Annotated in this window: 24 protein-coding genes; 7 read left to right on the forward strand and 17 right to left on the reverse strand. The window is 65.0% G+C overall.

The annotated features are described in order from the left end of the window. Positions 1-82: 82 nt before the first annotated feature. The 6 genes from XI03_RS04520 to XI03_RS04545 all read right to left on the reverse strand — a co-directional run bounded on the left by XI03_RS04520 (position 83) and on the right by XI03_RS04545 (position 3,801). Positions 83-589, reverse strand: a complete 507-nt coding sequence (locus XI03_RS04520; RefSeq protein ID WP_028144875.1) for a hypothetical protein — start codon at positions 587-589, stop codon at positions 83-85. Between the two features lie 350 nt (positions 590-939). Then, on the reverse strand, positions 940-1,221 hold the full coding sequence (locus tag XI03_RS04525) for a hypothetical protein (RefSeq protein WP_028144876.1): 282 nt from the start codon (positions 1,219-1,221) through the stop codon (positions 940-942). A gap of 123 nt (positions 1,222-1,344) precedes the next feature. Beyond that, complete coding sequence (locus tag XI03_RS04530; RefSeq protein ID WP_271591451.1) at positions 1,345-1,881, reverse strand: helix-turn-helix domain-containing protein; 537 nt, start codon at positions 1,879-1,881, stop codon at positions 1,345-1,347. Positions 1,882-2,043: 162 nt separating this feature from the next. After that, positions 2,044-2,691, reverse strand: a complete 648-nt coding sequence (locus XI03_RS04535) for a cell envelope biogenesis protein TolA (protein ID WP_152103035.1) — start codon at positions 2,689-2,691, stop codon at positions 2,044-2,046. Between the two features lie 38 nt (positions 2,692-2,729). Next, positions 2,730-3,134 (reverse strand): VOC family protein, encoded by a 405-nt coding sequence (locus tag XI03_RS04540; protein ID WP_095424261.1) that lies wholly within the window; start codon positions 3,132-3,134, stop codon positions 2,730-2,732. 307 nt (positions 3,135-3,441) lie between these two features. After that, positions 3,442-3,801 (reverse strand): c-type cytochrome, encoded by a 360-nt coding sequence (locus XI03_RS04545; RefSeq protein WP_173015851.1) that lies wholly within the window; start codon positions 3,799-3,801, stop codon positions 3,442-3,444. A 215-nt stretch (positions 3,802-4,016) separates the two neighbouring features. Between XI03_RS04545 and XI03_RS04550 the strand changes: the two genes are divergently transcribed. Together XI03_RS04550 and XI03_RS04555 are read left to right on the forward strand one after the other, a co-directional pair. Next, a complete protein-coding gene (locus XI03_RS04550; RefSeq protein WP_162832229.1) occupies positions 4,017-4,190 on the forward strand; it encodes a hypothetical protein in 174 nt (57 codons plus the stop codon). A gap of 126 nt (positions 4,191-4,316) precedes the next feature. Continuing rightward, entirely contained in the window at positions 4,317-4,667 is a 351-nt protein-coding gene (locus XI03_RS04555; protein ID WP_028144881.1) for a zinc ribbon domain-containing protein YjdM, read from the forward strand. 7 nt (positions 4,668-4,674) lie between these two features. On the opposite strand, the gene XI03_RS04560 is transcribed toward XI03_RS04555, so the two are convergent. Further along, complete coding sequence (locus tag XI03_RS04560; protein ID WP_271591452.1) at positions 4,675-5,595, reverse strand: DMT family transporter; 921 nt, start codon at positions 5,593-5,595, stop codon at positions 4,675-4,677. Positions 5,596-5,680: 85 nt separating this feature from the next. Beyond that, positions 5,681-6,097 carry a nuclear transport factor 2 family protein gene (locus XI03_RS04565; protein ID WP_152103039.1) on the reverse strand — a complete coding sequence of 139 codons (417 nt, stop codon included), beginning with the start codon at positions 6,095-6,097 and terminating at the stop codon, positions 5,681-5,683. Between the two features lie 125 nt (positions 6,098-6,222). Here XI03_RS04565 and XI03_RS04570 point away from each other — a divergent pair, with 125 nt between their 5' ends. Then, positions 6,223-6,774 (forward strand): bifunctional transcriptional activator/DNA repair enzyme AdaA, encoded by a 552-nt coding sequence (locus tag XI03_RS04570; protein WP_271591453.1) that lies wholly within the window; start codon positions 6,223-6,225, stop codon positions 6,772-6,774. Between the two features lie 18 nt (positions 6,775-6,792). Here the strand turns inward: XI03_RS04570 and XI03_RS04575 are convergent, their stop codons facing one another. The 4 genes from XI03_RS04575 to XI03_RS04590 all read right to left on the reverse strand — a co-directional run bounded on the left by XI03_RS04575 (position 6,793) and on the right by XI03_RS04590 (position 8,117). Next, positions 6,793-6,939: a hypothetical protein gene (locus XI03_RS04575; RefSeq protein ID WP_162832230.1), complete on the reverse strand. Its 147-nt coding sequence runs from the start codon at positions 6,937-6,939 to the stop codon at positions 6,793-6,795. A gap of 286 nt (positions 6,940-7,225) precedes the next feature. Further along, positions 7,226-7,474 carry a hypothetical protein gene (locus XI03_RS04580; protein ID WP_104464379.1) on the reverse strand — a complete coding sequence of 83 codons (249 nt, stop codon included), beginning with the start codon at positions 7,472-7,474 and terminating at the stop codon, positions 7,226-7,228. 172 nt (positions 7,475-7,646) lie between these two features. Beyond that, the gene (locus tag XI03_RS04585) at positions 7,647-7,913 is read right to left on the reverse strand and encodes a hypothetical protein (protein WP_271591454.1); all 267 of its coding nucleotides are present in this window, start codon (positions 7,911-7,913) and stop codon (positions 7,647-7,649) included. 39 nt (positions 7,914-7,952) lie between these two features. After that, the gene (locus XI03_RS04590; protein ID WP_028144887.1) at positions 7,953-8,117 is read right to left on the reverse strand and encodes a Flp family type IVb pilin; all 165 of its coding nucleotides are present in this window, start codon (positions 8,115-8,117) and stop codon (positions 7,953-7,955) included. Positions 8,118-8,449: 332 nt separating this feature from the next. On the opposite strand from XI03_RS04590, the gene XI03_RS04595 reads away from it, so the two are divergent. Beyond that, on the forward strand, positions 8,450-9,754 hold the full coding sequence (locus tag XI03_RS04595) for a hypothetical protein (protein ID WP_271591455.1): 1,305 nt from the start codon (positions 8,450-8,452) through the stop codon (positions 9,752-9,754). 5 nt (positions 9,755-9,759) lie between these two features. On the opposite strand, the gene pdxY is transcribed toward XI03_RS04595, so the two are convergent. Both pdxY and XI03_RS04605 read right to left on the reverse strand, forming a co-directional pair. Then, positions 9,760-10,578 carry a pyridoxal kinase gene (gene pdxY / locus XI03_RS04600; RefSeq protein ID WP_038970165.1) on the reverse strand — a complete coding sequence of 273 codons (819 nt, stop codon included), beginning with the start codon at positions 10,576-10,578 and terminating at the stop codon, positions 9,760-9,762. A gap of 79 nt (positions 10,579-10,657) precedes the next feature. Then, entirely contained in the window at positions 10,658-11,290 is a 633-nt protein-coding gene (locus XI03_RS04605; protein WP_271591456.1) for a TetR family transcriptional regulator, read from the reverse strand. A gap of 97 nt (positions 11,291-11,387) precedes the next feature. Between XI03_RS04605 and XI03_RS04610 the strand changes: the two genes are divergently transcribed. The 3 genes from XI03_RS04610 to XI03_RS04620 all read left to right on the forward strand — a co-directional run bounded on the left by XI03_RS04610 (position 11,388) and on the right by XI03_RS04620 (position 13,157). Further along, a complete protein-coding gene (locus XI03_RS04610) occupies positions 11,388-12,053 on the forward strand; it encodes an O-methyltransferase (RefSeq protein ID WP_271591457.1) in 666 nt (221 codons plus the stop codon). A gap of 190 nt (positions 12,054-12,243) precedes the next feature. Further along, positions 12,244-12,588, forward strand: coding sequence for a DMT family transporter (locus XI03_RS04615; protein ID WP_271591458.1), 345 nt, complete (start codon positions 12,244-12,246; stop codon positions 12,586-12,588). After that, entirely contained in the window at positions 12,588-13,157 is a 570-nt protein-coding gene (locus XI03_RS04620; protein WP_038970161.1) for a TetR family transcriptional regulator, read from the forward strand. The genes XI03_RS04615 and XI03_RS04620 overlap by 1 nt, the downstream gene beginning before the upstream one ends. Positions 13,158-13,171: 14 nt before the next feature. Here XI03_RS04620 and XI03_RS04625 read toward each other — a convergent pair whose 3' ends face one another. The 3 genes from XI03_RS04625 to XI03_RS04635 form a co-directional block, all read right to left on the reverse strand. Next, positions 13,172-13,537, reverse strand: coding sequence for a hypothetical protein (locus tag XI03_RS04625; RefSeq protein ID WP_271591459.1), 366 nt, complete (start codon positions 13,535-13,537; stop codon positions 13,172-13,174). Between the two features lie 26 nt (positions 13,538-13,563). Continuing rightward, positions 13,564-13,770, reverse strand: coding sequence for a hypothetical protein (locus tag XI03_RS04630; protein ID WP_028144895.1), 207 nt, complete (start codon positions 13,768-13,770; stop codon positions 13,564-13,566). A 265-nt stretch (positions 13,771-14,035) separates the two neighbouring features. Then, positions 14,036-14,314 (reverse strand): hypothetical protein, encoded by a 279-nt coding sequence (locus XI03_RS04635; RefSeq protein WP_038946607.1) that lies wholly within the window; start codon positions 14,312-14,314, stop codon positions 14,036-14,038. Positions 14,315-14,519 lie beyond the last annotated feature (205 nt).

Raw genomic sequence — 14,519 nt, forward strand, 5'->3', positions numbered from 1 at the left:
TTGGCTGATCGAGGAGAAGACGTGGGCACGGCGCAAGTGCGCCTTTGCCCACCCTACGAAGCTACTACGCTCTACGTTCGCCTCACCGTATCTCGTTCATCGTCACCTGGGCCGCGATCCCCGTCAGCTCGGAATCTTGCGCCGCAAGCTCCTCATCGGAAGACGGGCCAACCGAGACTTCAGTCATTCTGCGTTTGACCTGTTCGCAGGTCTTGCGCACGTCTTCGGTGAACAGCGCGCATTCTTCGATGCGCTTGAAGATCTTCCGTCCCTCTTCACGATACCCCGCTGCCGTTTCTCGCATGAAGGCGATCGCATCATGAACCTGGGCCGTCAGCGCCTCGCATTTTTGCGCCGCGTCGATCAACTCGGTGCCCATGGCCTCGATCTCTTTTGCAGCGGACTCATAGTCGCGAACGACCGCCTCTGCACTGAGCGCACCGACGCGCGACACGCCCGCGGTGTGCTCGACATAATCAGGCAGATTAATTGAAGTAATGGAGCTTCCCGAGCGGATCGACGTGATGTCCGCTTCGAGCTGGACCAAGTTCACTCCGTCCCGCCTGTGCAATTGTTCGACACTTGCCATGACCAATCCTCCCAATACGCGCGCCCAGCACCCCAAACAGTATTGGGTTTATTACGGGGATAAGTGTCGTTCTACCTCGATGTACTCTTGACATTCTCCACTTTGCCATTTTCTCCCAATCGTCACCTCTGCACGCAGAGATGACGAACCATCAAACTTCAACTTGCCGGCGTACCAGATGGAGGAGATGTCGTTTTCTCAAGCACCCGCCCTGTCAAAGACATCGAGCGTGGCGGAATCGAGGGCTGCCGCACGCGCACAACCTGTCATCGGCGGCGTCTCACGCCAACAGCGAGTATTCAGCCCTGCGTCCGCGCCGCCCGATCACATGCTCAGAATGTGATCGTGCCTCACCACCAATACGGCCAGCGCCATCCTTCATAGCGAACATAGGAAGGCACCAGCGGCGGGCCGTAGGGATCGACGCGGTCGTCCTCGGGGCGATACCGATAGCGCGGAACGACATTGTAATCCCACGGCGTTGGCCTGAGCACCGGCGCCGTGACGATGAGCCGCTCTTGCGGTGCGCGAACGACGACGGCTTTCCGCGTTCGGGCCTCAGCACCTGATGTTGCAAGGCTGCTCAGCACCAGGGCGGTCCCGAGCGCGCAGGCGGCGGTCATTTTTGTCATGCGGTGGTCTCCTTCGCGGCAAGAGTGCAAAAGGACTCGGGGCAAGGCAAGCAAATTTCGCGCGACGAGGCGCGCGCTCGGGCGTTTCAGCGCGCGTAGCCCGGATGGGAGGCTTGCGAAAGCCTACCCCGCATCAACTGCCTCAAGCACCGGCCCCGCCACGAGCCCGTCGAGACCGACCATCAGCAAATCGGCGATGTGCATCAGCTGGTACAGCGGAATGTCCGCTTCGCCCTGCTCGGCCAGTGCCACGAAGGCCGGCGTGACACTGAGGCGCTGGGCGAGCTGGCCTTGCGTGTAGCCGCGCATCTCGCGCGCGGCCTTGACGCGCGCGCCGATGCCGAGCCGGTGCCGGGCCTGCTCGTCCACGGTCATCATCGCGGCCTGCTCGTCCACGCTCGCATAACCGTCCGCGAACGCGCCGCCGATCAGCCGCTCCTTGCGCCAGGCGAGCCGGCAGCCCTTGCGCAGACCGCTCGAGAAAACCAGCGAAAACTGCTCCGGCACCCATGCCGAACTGTTGAGAGCCACGCGCGCGCCAGTGCCGGAGACATCGCGGATCGTGCAGGGCACGCTGACGATGCTGCCGGTGCCGTTGTCGAACTCGACCATGCCGGTGCGCAACGTGTGATGCCTGACTGCGGCGCGATGATCGCTCATGACAGCTCCCGAAAACTTGCGGCGGCGTTTCCAACGCGGCCGAAATCGGGGCGAAGATAGCGCAGAACTTTCCTGCAACTCCTAACCGGCAGCCGCCTCAGCCGGGACTGGATGGCATGGTAAAGGAATTGCTCTCGCGATCTCTTGGATCGTAGCAAGGCCCTACTCTCGCGCGCGGCGCAGGGCCTGTTCAAGCTTCGCCCGCTGCTTGTCCCAGCGCGCCTCCTCCGCCGCGGCGCGCTCATCCAGCGCGGCCCGGTCGGCGTCGATCTCCTGCGCCTTCGCATCATGCTCCCGTCTCGCTTTGTCCAGCGCCGCCTCGGCGAGGGCGACCGCCTTGTCGCGACGCGCGCGCTCTTTGGCGCGGACGGCCTCCTCCTTGCGGCGCTCGGCCTCGCGCCGCCGCTCCTCCTTCTCGAATGCCGCGGCGGCCTTGCGGGCGGCCTGATCGTCGATCTTGCCGGATGATTTGTTGGCGGCCTTGGAGGGAGGCTTCGTCGATCGCGTCTTGCCCTTGGCCTTGCGCCTGGGCCTGGCGTCGTCATCGACGAGATCGGTGGGCAGCTCGGCGCTTTCGGTGAACCGCCCGTCCGATCCCACGGGGCGCCTGAGCACGACGCCTGGCTTTGCCATGGTCGCCGCGACGATATCGGGATCGTCGGTCTCCTTCGCCGCGCCCTGATGGAACAGGTTGGAGCTCGCGCCCCAGGCCTCCAGCGCCGCCTTCATCGAAGGTGCCGCGATGGCCTGATCGTAGAAGCCGAGCGAGGTCTGGTAAGTCTTCAGCTTTCGTTTCGGTCTTGCCGGCATGTCGTCCCGATTGTGGTTTCGCTAATCCGGGCTACGAACTACGAACTTCCAGCCAGCGCATCATACCCCTTCTCGCTGAACGCCAGCAGACAGAACCCGTTCCCGAACGGATCGGCCAGCATCGCGATCCGCCCATACGGCGCATCGCGCGCGGGCGCCTCCAGGATCGCGCCGGCACTGAGCGCACGCGTGACGGCGGCGTCGACATCGTCGACGACGACGTCGATGTGCACGGGCGTCCAGTGCCGCTCGTAGCGGCGGCGGTCTGCGCCGGCACCTAACGTGCCGGCCTGCTTGGTCAGGAGATAGACTGGCGCTGGCCAGCCAAGCAGCTCGACGAAGTCGGTGCCGAAGCGGCGGCCGACGGTGAGGCCGAAGGCGGCGGTGTAAAAGCTCGTGGCCTGCGCGATGTCGGGGACGTCGATGTTGAGGAGAAAGGTCATGCCGGACTCGTTGCGCGGTTGCGCCGCGAGCGTAGCCCGAATGGAGCGCCAGCGTCATCCGGGATGTTGCCGCTCGCTCGGCCCCGGATTCGCGGAGCCTGTCATCGGGCCGCGCCTCGCGCCGACCCGTTGGCTCCGTCCGGGCTACGCCCTCCGCACAAAGCTCCTCGCGGACGGCACCATGGCATGATGCCACTGTTTTGCCCGACGCGGCAAAAGGGAATTCGCAATAACCGAAAACACAAGCCTTATCAAGGCCGTATCTACTGTGCATGGGGTTGTTTTCGCAAAATCGCTTCCGGCGGCCTCACTTGCCTCTCAGGCTGAGGATATAGGCCGAAAGCGCATCCGCCTGCTCCGGCGCGATCACGAGGTTCGGCATGTTCTGGTGGCTGGTCCGCCAAAACACCTTGAGCGACAGCGCGGTGGTGCCGCTCCTGTCGGCGATGGCCTGGAAGCTCGGGGCCTCGTCGAAGAAGCCGGCCATGTGCGGCTCGACGGCGTGACAGCTCTGGCACCACGCCTCTGCCAGACGATGCCCTTCGTCGACCGCGCGCGGGCCGGACCTCGGCGCCCCCGCGGCGGTGTGGACGACGCTGAACAGAAACAGCACCGACAACGCGATCAGGACGGCGAGGCCGATGTAGATTCGAGCGCTGTGCGACATGACTATCCCTCGCGATGGCCCGGCAGTTTAGCCAGCTTGACGCCTGGCCGGCACACCGGGTTGATCTGCGTCAACGGATTGCGCCTTCGCATCGCAGCCCCGCGCGCAACCTCAGCACGTCACGAGCTCGGTGTGGCCTCGTGGATCAAGCCGGTCGCAGGGATCGCGGCAACCGCGTAGGCTCGCGCCCGTCAACGACTCACGGAGGCACCACCATGAACGGCAATCGCTATTACGGCGTCCGCGTCGAGGGCGCGAAATACGGCGTCGGCTTCGGCTCCGCGCTCGCCATCGCGATCTCCTACACCAACAACCATTCTATACTGTGGGCGATCGTCCACGGCATCCTGGGCTGGTTCTATGTGATCTTCGTCGCGCTGTTTCGGTGATATCGCACCGGCGGGCGATGGCGGTTGCAGGCCGGCGGCAGCTTTCCCTTGCTTTCCTCGACCCTGCCCCTAGGGTCGCGCCGCGAACAAAGCGATCTACGAGAGAAGGGTTCAACGAGACTTGCCATGACCGACACGATGAAATGCCCCGCCTGCAGCTCCGAGCACGTCTATCAGGACCGCGATCTCTGGGTGTGCCCGGAATGCGGCCATGAGTGGAGCGGTGCGGCGGAGGCGGCGGCGGACACCGCGCAGGACGCCGGCGTGCGCGATGCCAATGGCAATGTGCTCGCTGACGGCGACAGCGTCATCGTGATCAAGGATCTCAAGATCAAGGGCTCCTCCTCGGTGGTCAAGGGCGGCACCAAGGTGCGCAACATCCGCCTGCAGGACGCCAGCGACGGCCACAACATCGCCTGCAAGATCGACGGCATCGGCGCGATGAACCTGAAGTCGGAGTTCGTGAAGAAGGCGTAGCTCGCGCTTACCTTTGCCGCTGCGCCAGATAGAAGCCGCACAGCACCGTCACCAGCCCCGCGGCCTGCAGCATCGTCGGCGGCTCGCCGAGCAGCAGCCAGCCGGTGAGCAGCGTCAGCGCCGGCACGCAGGCCGGAAACACCGCGGCGCGGGCAACGCCGAGGCGCTGGACCGAGACGGCGTAGAGATAGAGCGCGGCGGGGCCGGCGAGCACGCCCTGCGCCAGCGCTTGGATCGCATTCTCGCTCACGCCGATCGCCGCAACATGGGCGAGCCCGACGGTTGCGATGTAGACCGGCAGCAGCAGCAGCGACAGCACGTTGATGACCAGCGCCGCCGACACGGCCGAGACGCGCCAGTGGCGCAGAGCTGCGCCGAAGCCGGCGAACATCAATCCGGTGAGCACGAAGATCAAATCGCCGAGCACGCCGTCGGCCCCGATATGACCGATCGATTCCGCGCCGATCACGCCGAGGCCGCCGACAATGACGACGGCGCCGGCAAGCCGTGAGGCCGAGATGTGCTCCTTCAGCACGACCGCCGCGAGCAGCAGGCCGCCGAGCGTCGCGCAAGAGGGCTGGATCACGCTGCCATGGCCGAGCGGCACGAACAGGAAACCGGTGTAGGAGATCAGCGACATCACGGGGCCGCCGAGCACCATCAGCACAAGGCCCCTGCTCCAGCCGATGCCGCAGAGATCGGAGATGCCGGCGCGGAACACCAGCGGCAGGAACGCGATCCCCGACCAGACATAGCGATGCACCAGGAGGTCGACCGGCGTGAAGCCGAGCTTGAGGCCATGCCGCGTGGCGGCAAAGCCCAGCGCCCAGAACAGCGCCGCGGCAAGACCGCAAGTTACGCCGACCAGTGCAGGCGCCGCATCCTTGTTCTGAGAGAGAGCGTCTGCGCCGCTCGTCCGCTGATCCATGGACCAAGCCTTATGTCAGCGCATATACCGCCTCAACCCACGCGGCTGCAGGGCTGGCACGCGGCGGTGATTGTGGGCTCACGCATCACGCCTCCTGCTCGAAGACCATCCGCCATCCCTTGCGCGTATCCATGTATTCCCGCACCTGCCTGATCCGGTCGCCCGACACCGTGAACACGAAGCAATAGTCGTTCTCGTACGGCTTGCCGCCGCCCAGTGTGGCGCGCATCCGCTCCTCCACGATCACGACATCGCCGTCGGCATAGACGCCGCGGAACGCAATATCGATGTTCGAGAACATCTTGTGCATCTCCTGCGCGATGAAGCGCGCGATCTGGTGCGGTCCGGCCATGTGGTCGGTGTGATCGAGCGCGACGGCGGTAGCATTGCCCTTCGGCGCGATCCATTCGGCGTCTTCGGTGAACAATGCGGCGATGCGCTCGGCATCGCGCGACGAAAAGATCTTCCACGCGTTCAGGACGATATCTTTTGGGCTGGACATGATGCGCTCCCTCGTTTTCGTTGAGGGGCGCCTTCTAGGGCGCGATGCGCCTTGCAGCTCGCCACAATCGGACTCGGTCATCCCGCAGCCCTTCCGCCGCTACCGGCATGCGCTATGATCCGGCCATGCTGAGCTTCGATGTCTGCAACGCCGCGCGCCTGCGCCGCGATCCCCGGTATGACGGGCGCTTCTTCACGGCGGTGAAGACCACGGGGATCTATTGCCGCCCGGTCTGTCCGGCCAAGCAGCCGCTGACGCGCAATGTCGCCTATTATCCGACGGCGGCGGCGGCCGAAGCCGCCGGCTTCCGGCCCTGCCGACCCGAGACTGCGCCGTTCTGCCCGGCCTGGAACGGCACGCGCTCCACGGTGGCGCGGGCCATGAAACTCATCGATGGCGGCGCGCTCGACGAAGGCTCTGTGGTCGATCTGGCGATGCGGCTCGGCATCTCCTCGCGTCATCTGGCGCGCCTGTTCGAGCGCCACGTCGGCGCGACGCCTCAGCAGCTCGCCAGGACGCTGCGGGTCCAGCGCGCCAAGCGCCTGCTCGATGCCAGCAACCACACCATGACCGATATCGCATTCCAGGCCGGCTTCGGCAGCCTGCGCAGATTCAACGCCGCCTTCGCCGAACTCTGCGGCCGCTCACCGTCAAGCCTGCGCGCGCGGAGAGCTTAGCGCGCCGCTGGAAGTCGCTCAGAAAAATCCGGGGCTGAGATCGAGGCCGTAGGTCAGGCTCAGCACGAACACGAACAAAGCGGCGGCGGCGAACAAGGCTGTCTGCTTGAGAATGAACGCACGCGGCGAAGTGGTGGCGGCAACGACTTTCTGCGCAACGGGCATAATGGCCTCCATTATGACTTCAAAATTGGCCGCAACAATGCGGCGGCCGCATCAAGCAACGCGACGTGCAAAGCAACTGTTAAAAGGATCAAGCCCGTTATGAACGGGCATACATCACCGGCACCTTCACGCGAACTTGTTCGCGGCCGGATTCTCAATCAGCGCATCGGTGTCAATTCATCGTGCGGAGACATTTGCACGATGCGCGAGCAGCGTCGATTTCGATCACGTGATGCAGATGGGTCCCGCCTCTCCGCGGAACCCATCTGCTGTTCACGATGTCAGCTTAGTGGGCCACGCCAACGGTCGCGGTCTTCACCTTGCGAGGGCTGAGCACCTTCGCCTGGTGGACCGAGGCCAGCGTGGTCGGCGCAGCGGTCTGCTGCTCGACATGCGCGGCGCCGAGGACGCGAACCTGCAAGGGCGAGACCGGAAATCCATTGGTCTCGTAAGTCGGCAGTTCGGCGGCGAAAGCCGCGGTGCTGCCCGCGATCGTCAGGATGGCGGCGGCGATCGACAGAGTCTTCTTGTTCATTGGTAATGCTCCTGAGTGGAAGAGTCGGAGCATATTTAGGCGCGTTTTGCTGCGTTGCGACATGCTTTGTTGCATTGCAACAGCGCGTGCTGTGCATGGCGATATGTTTAATGCGTACAAGGCGTTGGCCGAATCACCGCCGGCCGCGACATGACGGTTTTATGGACGGTGCTCAGCCACCAAGCACATTGCCCCAGCCATCGAAGAGATAGGCCTTCCAGGCCACGGTTCCGTCCTCGCCCGGGCGGCTGGCCTGGCGGTAATCGTCGGCCTGGTCAGCGGTCCAGGTGATGATCGTGTCCGTGATGCGATCGTGCAGAATGGCGGGCTCGGTGGGATCGAAGGCGTCCATGGGACGAAGCGAGGAATGCGTCATGGCCGACCAAACGCGCCAGCCGCAACAAAGTTGCCGCAACGCATCGGCAAGAGTGTTGCCCACTCCAACACTCCAGCATTGATGCAGTTGCGCGAGGCGCCCCTATTTCAACGCCGTCGCCAGCGCTTGCAGCTTTGCGACGAGATTGGTGCCGAGCGCATAGATAATCTCGATGATCGCGAGCGCGATACCGGCTGCGATCAGGCCGTATTCGATCGCGGTGGCGCCGGATTCATCGGCGACGAATTCAGCCCATTTGCATTTCAACTTCACAATCGTGTCCTTCCCAACTCTGCCGGAACGGCCGGCAGGCGAGAAATGCACGACCACAACCCAAGATTGAGTTAATTCGTACGCTTCAAGTTGCGACAATGAACGCCGCATTTGCTGGCGATTCCGTTGAAAACCGCAGTGGGAACTCGCGTTGCAGCTTGGCAACACCTCCGCGAAAAGCCCGATTTCGCCGAATTACGCCATTGCGTCGCCACACGGTCCCCCGAACAATCGACGCGCTGCGTGCCTTTCCGTGCAAGACTGTTTTTGCATCATGACTGTTCCGACAAAGCGTGTCCGAACAGAACCGTTTGGAGGCAGGGATCATGAACGATCGGCGGTCTCTTCTGGTGGCGGTCGCGTGCCCCTCGGCCGTTCTCGCCGGCTGGCTGGCACTTTCCCTCTCCGCCAATGCCCCTGCCCTCATCGAGAACAGCGGCGCCAATGCCGCTGCCGTGTCGCGCGCGAAAGATCTCAGCCGGCTCGACCTCGCGGACGTGCCGAACGCTGCGACGATCGAGGACGGCATCGCCTTGACCGCCGACATCGCGGCTGCGGTCGCTGTGGCACCAACCCCGACGATCACTGAAGCGGTGCCCGAGCCTCCCGCCATCAAGCTCGCCTCGGCAGATCCCGCGCTGATCCTTCCGACGGAGACGCCGCCCGCGCCGCAGATATCGCCTGAACCAGAACCCGTTGTCAGCGAGGCTGCCCCAGTTGCAGCGCCGGCGCCCGTCAAGCTCGCATCTGCCGATCCCACCGAGATCGTGACGACCGACGCGCTGTCCCCCGCGGCGATCGCGAGCGGCCCCGTCACGCCGGCGAGCAAGGCATCGCCGCCGGCCGACACCGTCGCCGTGCTCGACGAATGCTTCGTCATGGATGCCTGCATCGACCGCTACCTCTGGGCGCTCTATCAGCGCACCGCAAAAGAGGACTCGATCAAGGTCCAGGAGCGCCGCGCCGTCACCATCAAGCGCAAGGGCAAGACGGTCACGGTGATGCGCAGCTTCACCAAGCTGGTCGACCAGGATTTCACCTGGAAGGATCCGAAGGCCGCCGAGCACGCCGGCATGTCGATGATGGACTACGTCATCGGCGGCATGGACAAGAGCTTCAAGCGGAAGCTGTTCCGCACGCTGCTCGCCGCGGAAGCCGCTGGACTCTCGCCCGGCATCACCAGCGCGTTCCGTGACGATTATCGCCAGTCGATCGCGAGCGGTCTGAAGGCCGCCTCCGACCGCTCCTATCACGGCGGCAGCACGCGCGGCGGCTACGGCCATGGCATGGCGGCGGATATTGTCAGCACCCAGGGCAATAACCGCGCGCAGCGCTGGGTCTCGACGGAAATTCTGTGGAAGTGGGTCGACGCCAACGGCAAGGCCTACGGCATCGGCCGGCCCTATCTCGGCCGCGATCCGCCGCATGTCGGCCCGGTCGACGGCGCTGAATACATCTCAAAGCGTGGCACGAGCGAGCGCAAGGAAGTCGCCAGCGCCAAATCGAAGAAGACGAGGACTGTTGCGAGCGCCAAGCCGTCAAAGGCCCAAAAGGCACAAGCCGCGCGTGAGCAGAAGAGCCCGGCCAAGCCGCAGAAATCGGCGCAATCGACCGGCAAGCGCGCGACCTGAGACCATTACGGCGCGCGCCCCGGCGTCGGCAGCGGCACGAGCCGCATCTCGGCCGTGCCGGCGTCCTGCGTGCGCACCAGCACCGCAAAGATGGTCTCGACCGCCAGCCGCACTGCGACCTCCGTCGCCTCGCCCTTGGCCAGATGCGCGGCGATCAGGCCCGTGAGGAGATCACCGGTGCCGTAGGGGCGGATCGGCAGGCGCAGCGTCGCGAAGCGCGACAATAGCCCGTCGGCGCACAGGATAGTCTCCAGCTGTCCTTCGGGCGTATCGGCGAGCGTGCAGCCGGTGGCGACGATTTCGATGCGGCCGATCCCCGCCAGCGCCGCACACGCGACGCGCAGTCCCTCCGCATCCGCGGTTCTGAGGCCTGTGAGCAGCTCGAGCTCGAACTGGTTCGGCGTGGTGAGGTTTGCTGCCGGCAGCAGCCGGTGCCGGACCACGTCCAGGATGCCGTCGGCGACATAAACGCGGCCATCGTCGCCGATCACGGGATCGCAGAGATAGACGAGCTTCGAATTCCGCGCGAGCGCCCGCTCGACGAAATCGGCGATGACGGCGGCGTTGCCCGGCGAGCCGAGATAGCCCGTCACCAGCACGGCCGCTTCGTCAACAAGCCCGCGCTCCTCGACGCCGGTCAGAAGATCGGCAACGAGCTCGGTCTCCAGCACCCGCCCGTGCAGGCTCGGATAGCGCGGATGGTTGGACAGCAGCGTCGTCGGCACCGCCGCAACGTTCACGCCCTCCGCCTGGATGGCATAGGCGGCGGCGCTGTTGCCGACATGGCCGTGGACCACCTGGCTTTGAATGGAGATGACGAGCATGAAAGAGGTCCGTAGGGACAAACGACGGGCGATGCAAGTGTAGCCCGTCTCCGCCCCGCGAGCACGCGGCGCCCGCACTTCAACGTCGCGCGAGTTCGCCGAGGTAAGCGCAGAACATGTCGGCCAACCCGTCGGCATGGCGCGCGATCTCGGCCTCGCTGCGCGGCGTCTCCGAAAACCGCTTGCCGACCTCGCTCAGCGTCGTCTTGATCAGCTCGCCGGCAAGCGCGCGGGTCGCCTCGGAAGCTTTGGGCAGCGCCTCCCGCATGAACGCCGCGATGATCCCCTCGCCGGCGGCCCGCGCGCCCTGCGCCTCGGGCGCGTCGCGATAGAGCGGTGCAGCGTCGCTGAGCGCGCCGCGGATCGCGGCCTCCTCGCACTCGGACAGAGTGAAGGCGTGGACCAGCGCGCGCAGCCGCACCGGCGGTGGCTTCGTCCGGTCCGCGAGGATGCCGCGCAAGAGGTCGCTCGTGCGCCGCCACTCATCGCTCTGGAGACGGAACAGGATCGCGGCCTTGTTCGGAAAATATTGATAGAGCGAACCGACGCTCACCCCGGCCCGCTCCGCCACTCGCGCCGTGGTGAAACGCTGCGCGCCCTCCTTCGTCAGGACCTGAACAGCGGCATCGAGAATGGCCGCGACAAGCACGCTGGAGCGGGCCTGTTGCGGCTGTTTTCGTGAAGAAATTGAACGGCTTCGACGCTCGGCCATGGCTCACTCGGGCAATGCGAATAGGAAATGCGACGAATTAGTCGTATTTCACTCGGCACGCAAGCACGCGTTTCTTCGCCAAACCTGGAGACCTCCAATGACCACCCCGACCATCACAACGCTTGCGCCGCTGCTGGACCGCCTGTTCGACGAGGCCGATGCAGCAAACGGCGCAACGCGCGCCGCCGTCGCGGATTTGTCCGACGCAGAGCGGGCGCGCTTGATGCGCAGCAAGACCGACTATCGCGACCTCTACGGACGCCTGAAGGACGCACCGCTCGCGGTCTCCCGCGAGACAGGCCACCTGCTCTACATGCTGGCACGCAGTTCAAGCGCCAGGGTGATCGTTGAGTTCGGCACGTCGTTCGGCATCTCGACGCTGCACCTTGCCGCAGGCCTGCGCGACAATGGCGGCGGCCGTCTCGTCACCAGCGAGTTCGAGCCGTCCAAGGCGGCGCGGGCGCGGGAAAACCTCATCGCCGGCGGCTTGATCGACCTCGTCGAAATCCGTGAAGGCGACGCGCTGAAGACGCTCAGTACCGATCTGCCTGCTACGATCGACCTCGTGCTGCTCGACGGCGCCAAGGCGCTCTATCCGGAGATCCTTGATCTGCTGGAAGGCCATCTCGGACCGGGTGCGATCATCGTCGCCGACAATGCCGACGACAGCCCGGACTATCTGGCGCGCATGCGCGCGCCCGGCAGCGGCTACATGTCCACGCCCTTCGCCGAAGACGTCGAACTCTCCGTGCGGATCAGCTGACACCGGTCGAAACGCCACGAAATTTTGGAGCCGCCGCGCTATTCACCACGCGGCGGCTTCATGCTGCGTTCCCTGGTGTCGCAGCCTCGTCACTCACACGTGATACCTCGTTCTGGCCAAAGCCTGGCCCGGCGTGCTAAACATACCTACCGCGCGGTATCTTTCTGTCCGCCCCGCGCCGGAGTTGATCATGACCTCCGCCTTCAATGCCTACGCAGCGCTCGCCCTCGCCATCGTTCTCGAGGTCACGGCGTCCGCCTTCCTGCAGCAATCCGCCCAGTTCACCCGACCGTGGCCGACGCTGGCGATGGTGCTGTTCTATGTCGCCTCGTTCTATGCGCTGTCGGTGGCGATCCGCGTCATTCCCTTGAGCATCGCCTATGCGATCTGGGGCGGGATCGGCATCATCCTGACGGCGACCGTCTCCTTCGTGCTGTTCCGCCAGATGCTGGACGCCGCGGCCTTCGTCGGCATCGCGTTGATCGTATCCGGGGTCGTGGTCATCAACCTGTTCTCGCAGGCCAGTGTGCATTGATGGCGGAAAGCCGCTACACCCGCGCCAAGCAGCCCGAGCAGGTCCGGCGCGCCCTGCTCGACTGTGCCGCGGCAATCGCCATGGACCATGGCGTCGCCGGAGTTACCGTGCAGGCGGTTGCAGTCGCGGCCGGCGTCACCAAGGGCGGACTGTTTCACCACTTTGGCAGCAAGCAGGCGCTGATCGAGGGCCTGTTTGCCGACCTGCTCGCGCGCGTCGATGCCGAGATCGACGCCGCGATTGAAGCCGATCCGAAACCGCGCGGCCGCTTCACGCGGGCCTATGTGAATGCCGTGTTCACCGGCCAGGCCTTCGGCTTCGCGACCCCATGGGCGGCGTTGAGCATGGTCGTCGTCACCGATCCGCCGCTTCGCCGGCTCTGGAACGACTGGATCAAGGCGCGCCTGAAGCGTCATCGCACGACCGACGACGCGCCCGATCTGCAAATCGTACGTCTCGCCGCCGACGGCGCGTGGCTCTCCTATGTCACGACGGGACAGACGCGGATGAGCGCCGAGCTACGCGCCGTGCACGCACGGCTGCTCGCGCAGACCTATCGGCGCAGATAGCGGCCCCGCACGTCCTACTGGCTCTGCACCGGCTTTGGCGGACGCGATGCGGATCGCGCGGGCTTCTTGACGGGCTTGGTAGCAGCGCGCGGCGGCGGAGTATCGACTGACTCAAGATACGCCGCGAGCGCCTTGGCCGAGTCCGAGCTGGTCGCGTAATGATCCCTGAGAAACCAGGACAGCGTCAGGCTGAAGCGACCCTTGGCAAGGCCACGCGGACTGCGATGGCAGGTCGCACAGCCCTCAGCGAAGAGCTTTGCGGGCGGCTTGCCGGCGTCGAGATTTTGCGCGGCGGCGGCCGTCACCGTCAGAACAGCGGCGGCTGCAACGGTCAGCACGGGCACGATCCGGTCGCGCCCCGATCGAAACAGCGATCTCAAATGCCGTCCCCTCGCCCGCCCTTCGGTCACGCCGCCGACAGCTGATCGAACTCCGGCGGTGCGTAGGCCTTGCCGTCCTGGTCGGTGATGACGACCCGCCACCCCTCGCTCGCCCACACCTTCGCCTTCGCCACGATGAGCAGCCGGCTCTCTCGGGCGAAACTGTACTTCTCGTTGTCGCGTTCTGCGATCATCTTGTAGGCCAATTCGCATCCCCTTGCGTCGCCCTGCACCCGCCTCCTCGTGGCAGCGGGCTTTGGCGGCAATTCGCCGGGAGCGTGGCAATTTGGTGCCATCCGCAGGCATGGCGCAGATGATCGGCCGGCGACCGGCGTCGAGCCGTGCCCCGCAAGAATGCGATTCCAACCCGTCGCAGGTCTCCCCCTGCGACGACGGAGCCGTCTACAAGTCGCGCTGGGCCATGTCGTGCCTGATCGGCCGCCGGGGGCGGCCCGTCACGGCAGCAACGGAACCGATCGTCCCATGGCCGAGCCCCCGCTAGTGCACGCGGATGATGTGGGGTCGGCCGAGATCAATCAGCCCTTGCACCGCAGAGAGGCGGTCGTCGAGGGCTGCGATGGTGAGCAGCAGGTTGTTGCGGCGCTCGTCGAGCATGCCCATCTCGGCGCCGGTGAGCTTGGCGCTCGTCCGTTCCTTGTGGATTCCTTCGAGGGATTCGCGCAGTCCGGCAATCAAGCCGGTCAGCTGCTTGGCCTCCTTCGTCATCGAACGCTTCGCGACATTCTGGCGGCGCGTCTCCGCCTGGCTCTGTCTCATGTCATCCTCCCGTGCCCCGCTGCCCCGAGTGGATGCTTACAGCTTTGGGTAGACATGTTACGATCGATGAAATCTGCCCGCGAAGATCTGTCTTAAATTGTAAAGGCCTCGAGACGGCGAAGAAAAAGCCCGGCACCAGGGCCGGGCTTTTGCTTGGCAATGCTAGTGCTTCTGATGTCCGCCACCGGGGCCGCCCGCCGGGGCG

Source organism: Bradyrhizobium sp. CCBAU 65884, from assembly GCF_028128835.1.
GTDB classification, from domain to species: domain Bacteria; phylum Pseudomonadota; class Alphaproteobacteria; order Rhizobiales; family Xanthobacteraceae; genus Bradyrhizobium; species Bradyrhizobium ottawaense.

Bases quoted from the DNA above. Each gene is read 5' to 3' on its own strand.
- XI03_RS04565 (WP_152103039.1), bottom strand. From the start codon at position 6,097: ATGTCCAGCCCAAAAGATATCGTCCTGAACGCGTGGAAGATCTTTTCG.
- XI03_RS04535 (WP_152103035.1), bottom strand. From the start codon at position 2,691: ATGCCGGCAAGACCGAAACGAAAGCTGAAGACTTACCAGACCTCGCTC.
- XI03_RS04575 (WP_162832230.1), bottom strand. From the start codon at position 6,939: ATGCCCGTTGCGCAGAAAGTCGTTGCCGCCACCACTTCGCCGCGTGCG.
- XI03_RS04610 (WP_271591457.1), top strand. From the start codon at position 11,388: ATGACCACCCCGACCATCACAACGCTTGCGCCGCTGCTGGACCGCCTG.
- XI03_RS04605 (WP_271591456.1), bottom strand. From the start codon at position 11,290: ATGGCCGAGCGTCGAAGCCGTTCAATTTCTTCACGAAAACAGCCGCAA.
- XI03_RS04525 (WP_028144876.1), bottom strand. From the start codon at position 1,221: ATGACAAAAATGACCGCCGCCTGCGCGCTCGGGACCGCCCTGGTGCTG.
- XI03_RS04540 (WP_095424261.1), bottom strand. From the start codon at position 3,134: ATGACCTTTCTCCTCAACATCGACGTCCCCGACATCGCGCAGGCCACG.
- XI03_RS04580 (WP_104464379.1), bottom strand. From the start codon at position 7,474: ATGAACAAGAAGACTCTGTCGATCGCCGCCGCCATCCTGACGATCGCG.
- XI03_RS04520 (WP_028144875.1), bottom strand. From the start codon at position 589: ATGGCAAGTGTCGAACAATTGCACAGGCGGGACGGAGTGAACTTGGTC.
- XI03_RS04635 (WP_038946607.1), bottom strand. From the start codon at position 14,314: ATGAGACAGAGCCAGGCGGAGACGCGCCGCCAGAATGTCGCGAAGCGT.
- XI03_RS04555 (WP_028144881.1), top strand. From the start codon at position 4,317: ATGACCGACACGATGAAATGCCCCGCCTGCAGCTCCGAGCACGTCTAT.
- XI03_RS04560 (WP_271591452.1), bottom strand. From the start codon at position 5,595: ATGGATCAGCGGACGAGCGGCGCAGACGCTCTCTCTCAGAACAAGGAT.
- XI03_RS04615 (WP_271591458.1), top strand. From the start codon at position 12,244: ATGACCTCCGCCTTCAATGCCTACGCAGCGCTCGCCCTCGCCATCGTT.
- XI03_RS04530 (WP_271591451.1), bottom strand. From the start codon at position 1,881: ATGAGCGATCATCGCGCCGCAGTCAGGCATCACACGTTGCGCACCGGC.
- XI03_RS04545 (WP_173015851.1), bottom strand. From the start codon at position 3,801: ATGTCGCACAGCGCTCGAATCTACATCGGCCTCGCCGTCCTGATCGCG.
- XI03_RS04595 (WP_271591455.1), top strand. From the start codon at position 8,450: ATGAACGATCGGCGGTCTCTTCTGGTGGCGGTCGCGTGCCCCTCGGCC.
- XI03_RS04620 (WP_038970161.1), top strand. From the start codon at position 12,588: ATGGCGGAAAGCCGCTACACCCGCGCCAAGCAGCCCGAGCAGGTCCGG.
- pdxY (WP_038970165.1), bottom strand. From the start codon at position 10,578: ATGCTCGTCATCTCCATTCAAAGCCAGGTGGTCCACGGCCATGTCGGC.
- XI03_RS04550 (WP_162832229.1), top strand. From the start codon at position 4,017: ATGAACGGCAATCGCTATTACGGCGTCCGCGTCGAGGGCGCGAAATAC.
- XI03_RS04570 (WP_271591453.1), top strand. From the start codon at position 6,223: ATGCTGAGCTTCGATGTCTGCAACGCCGCGCGCCTGCGCCGCGATCCC.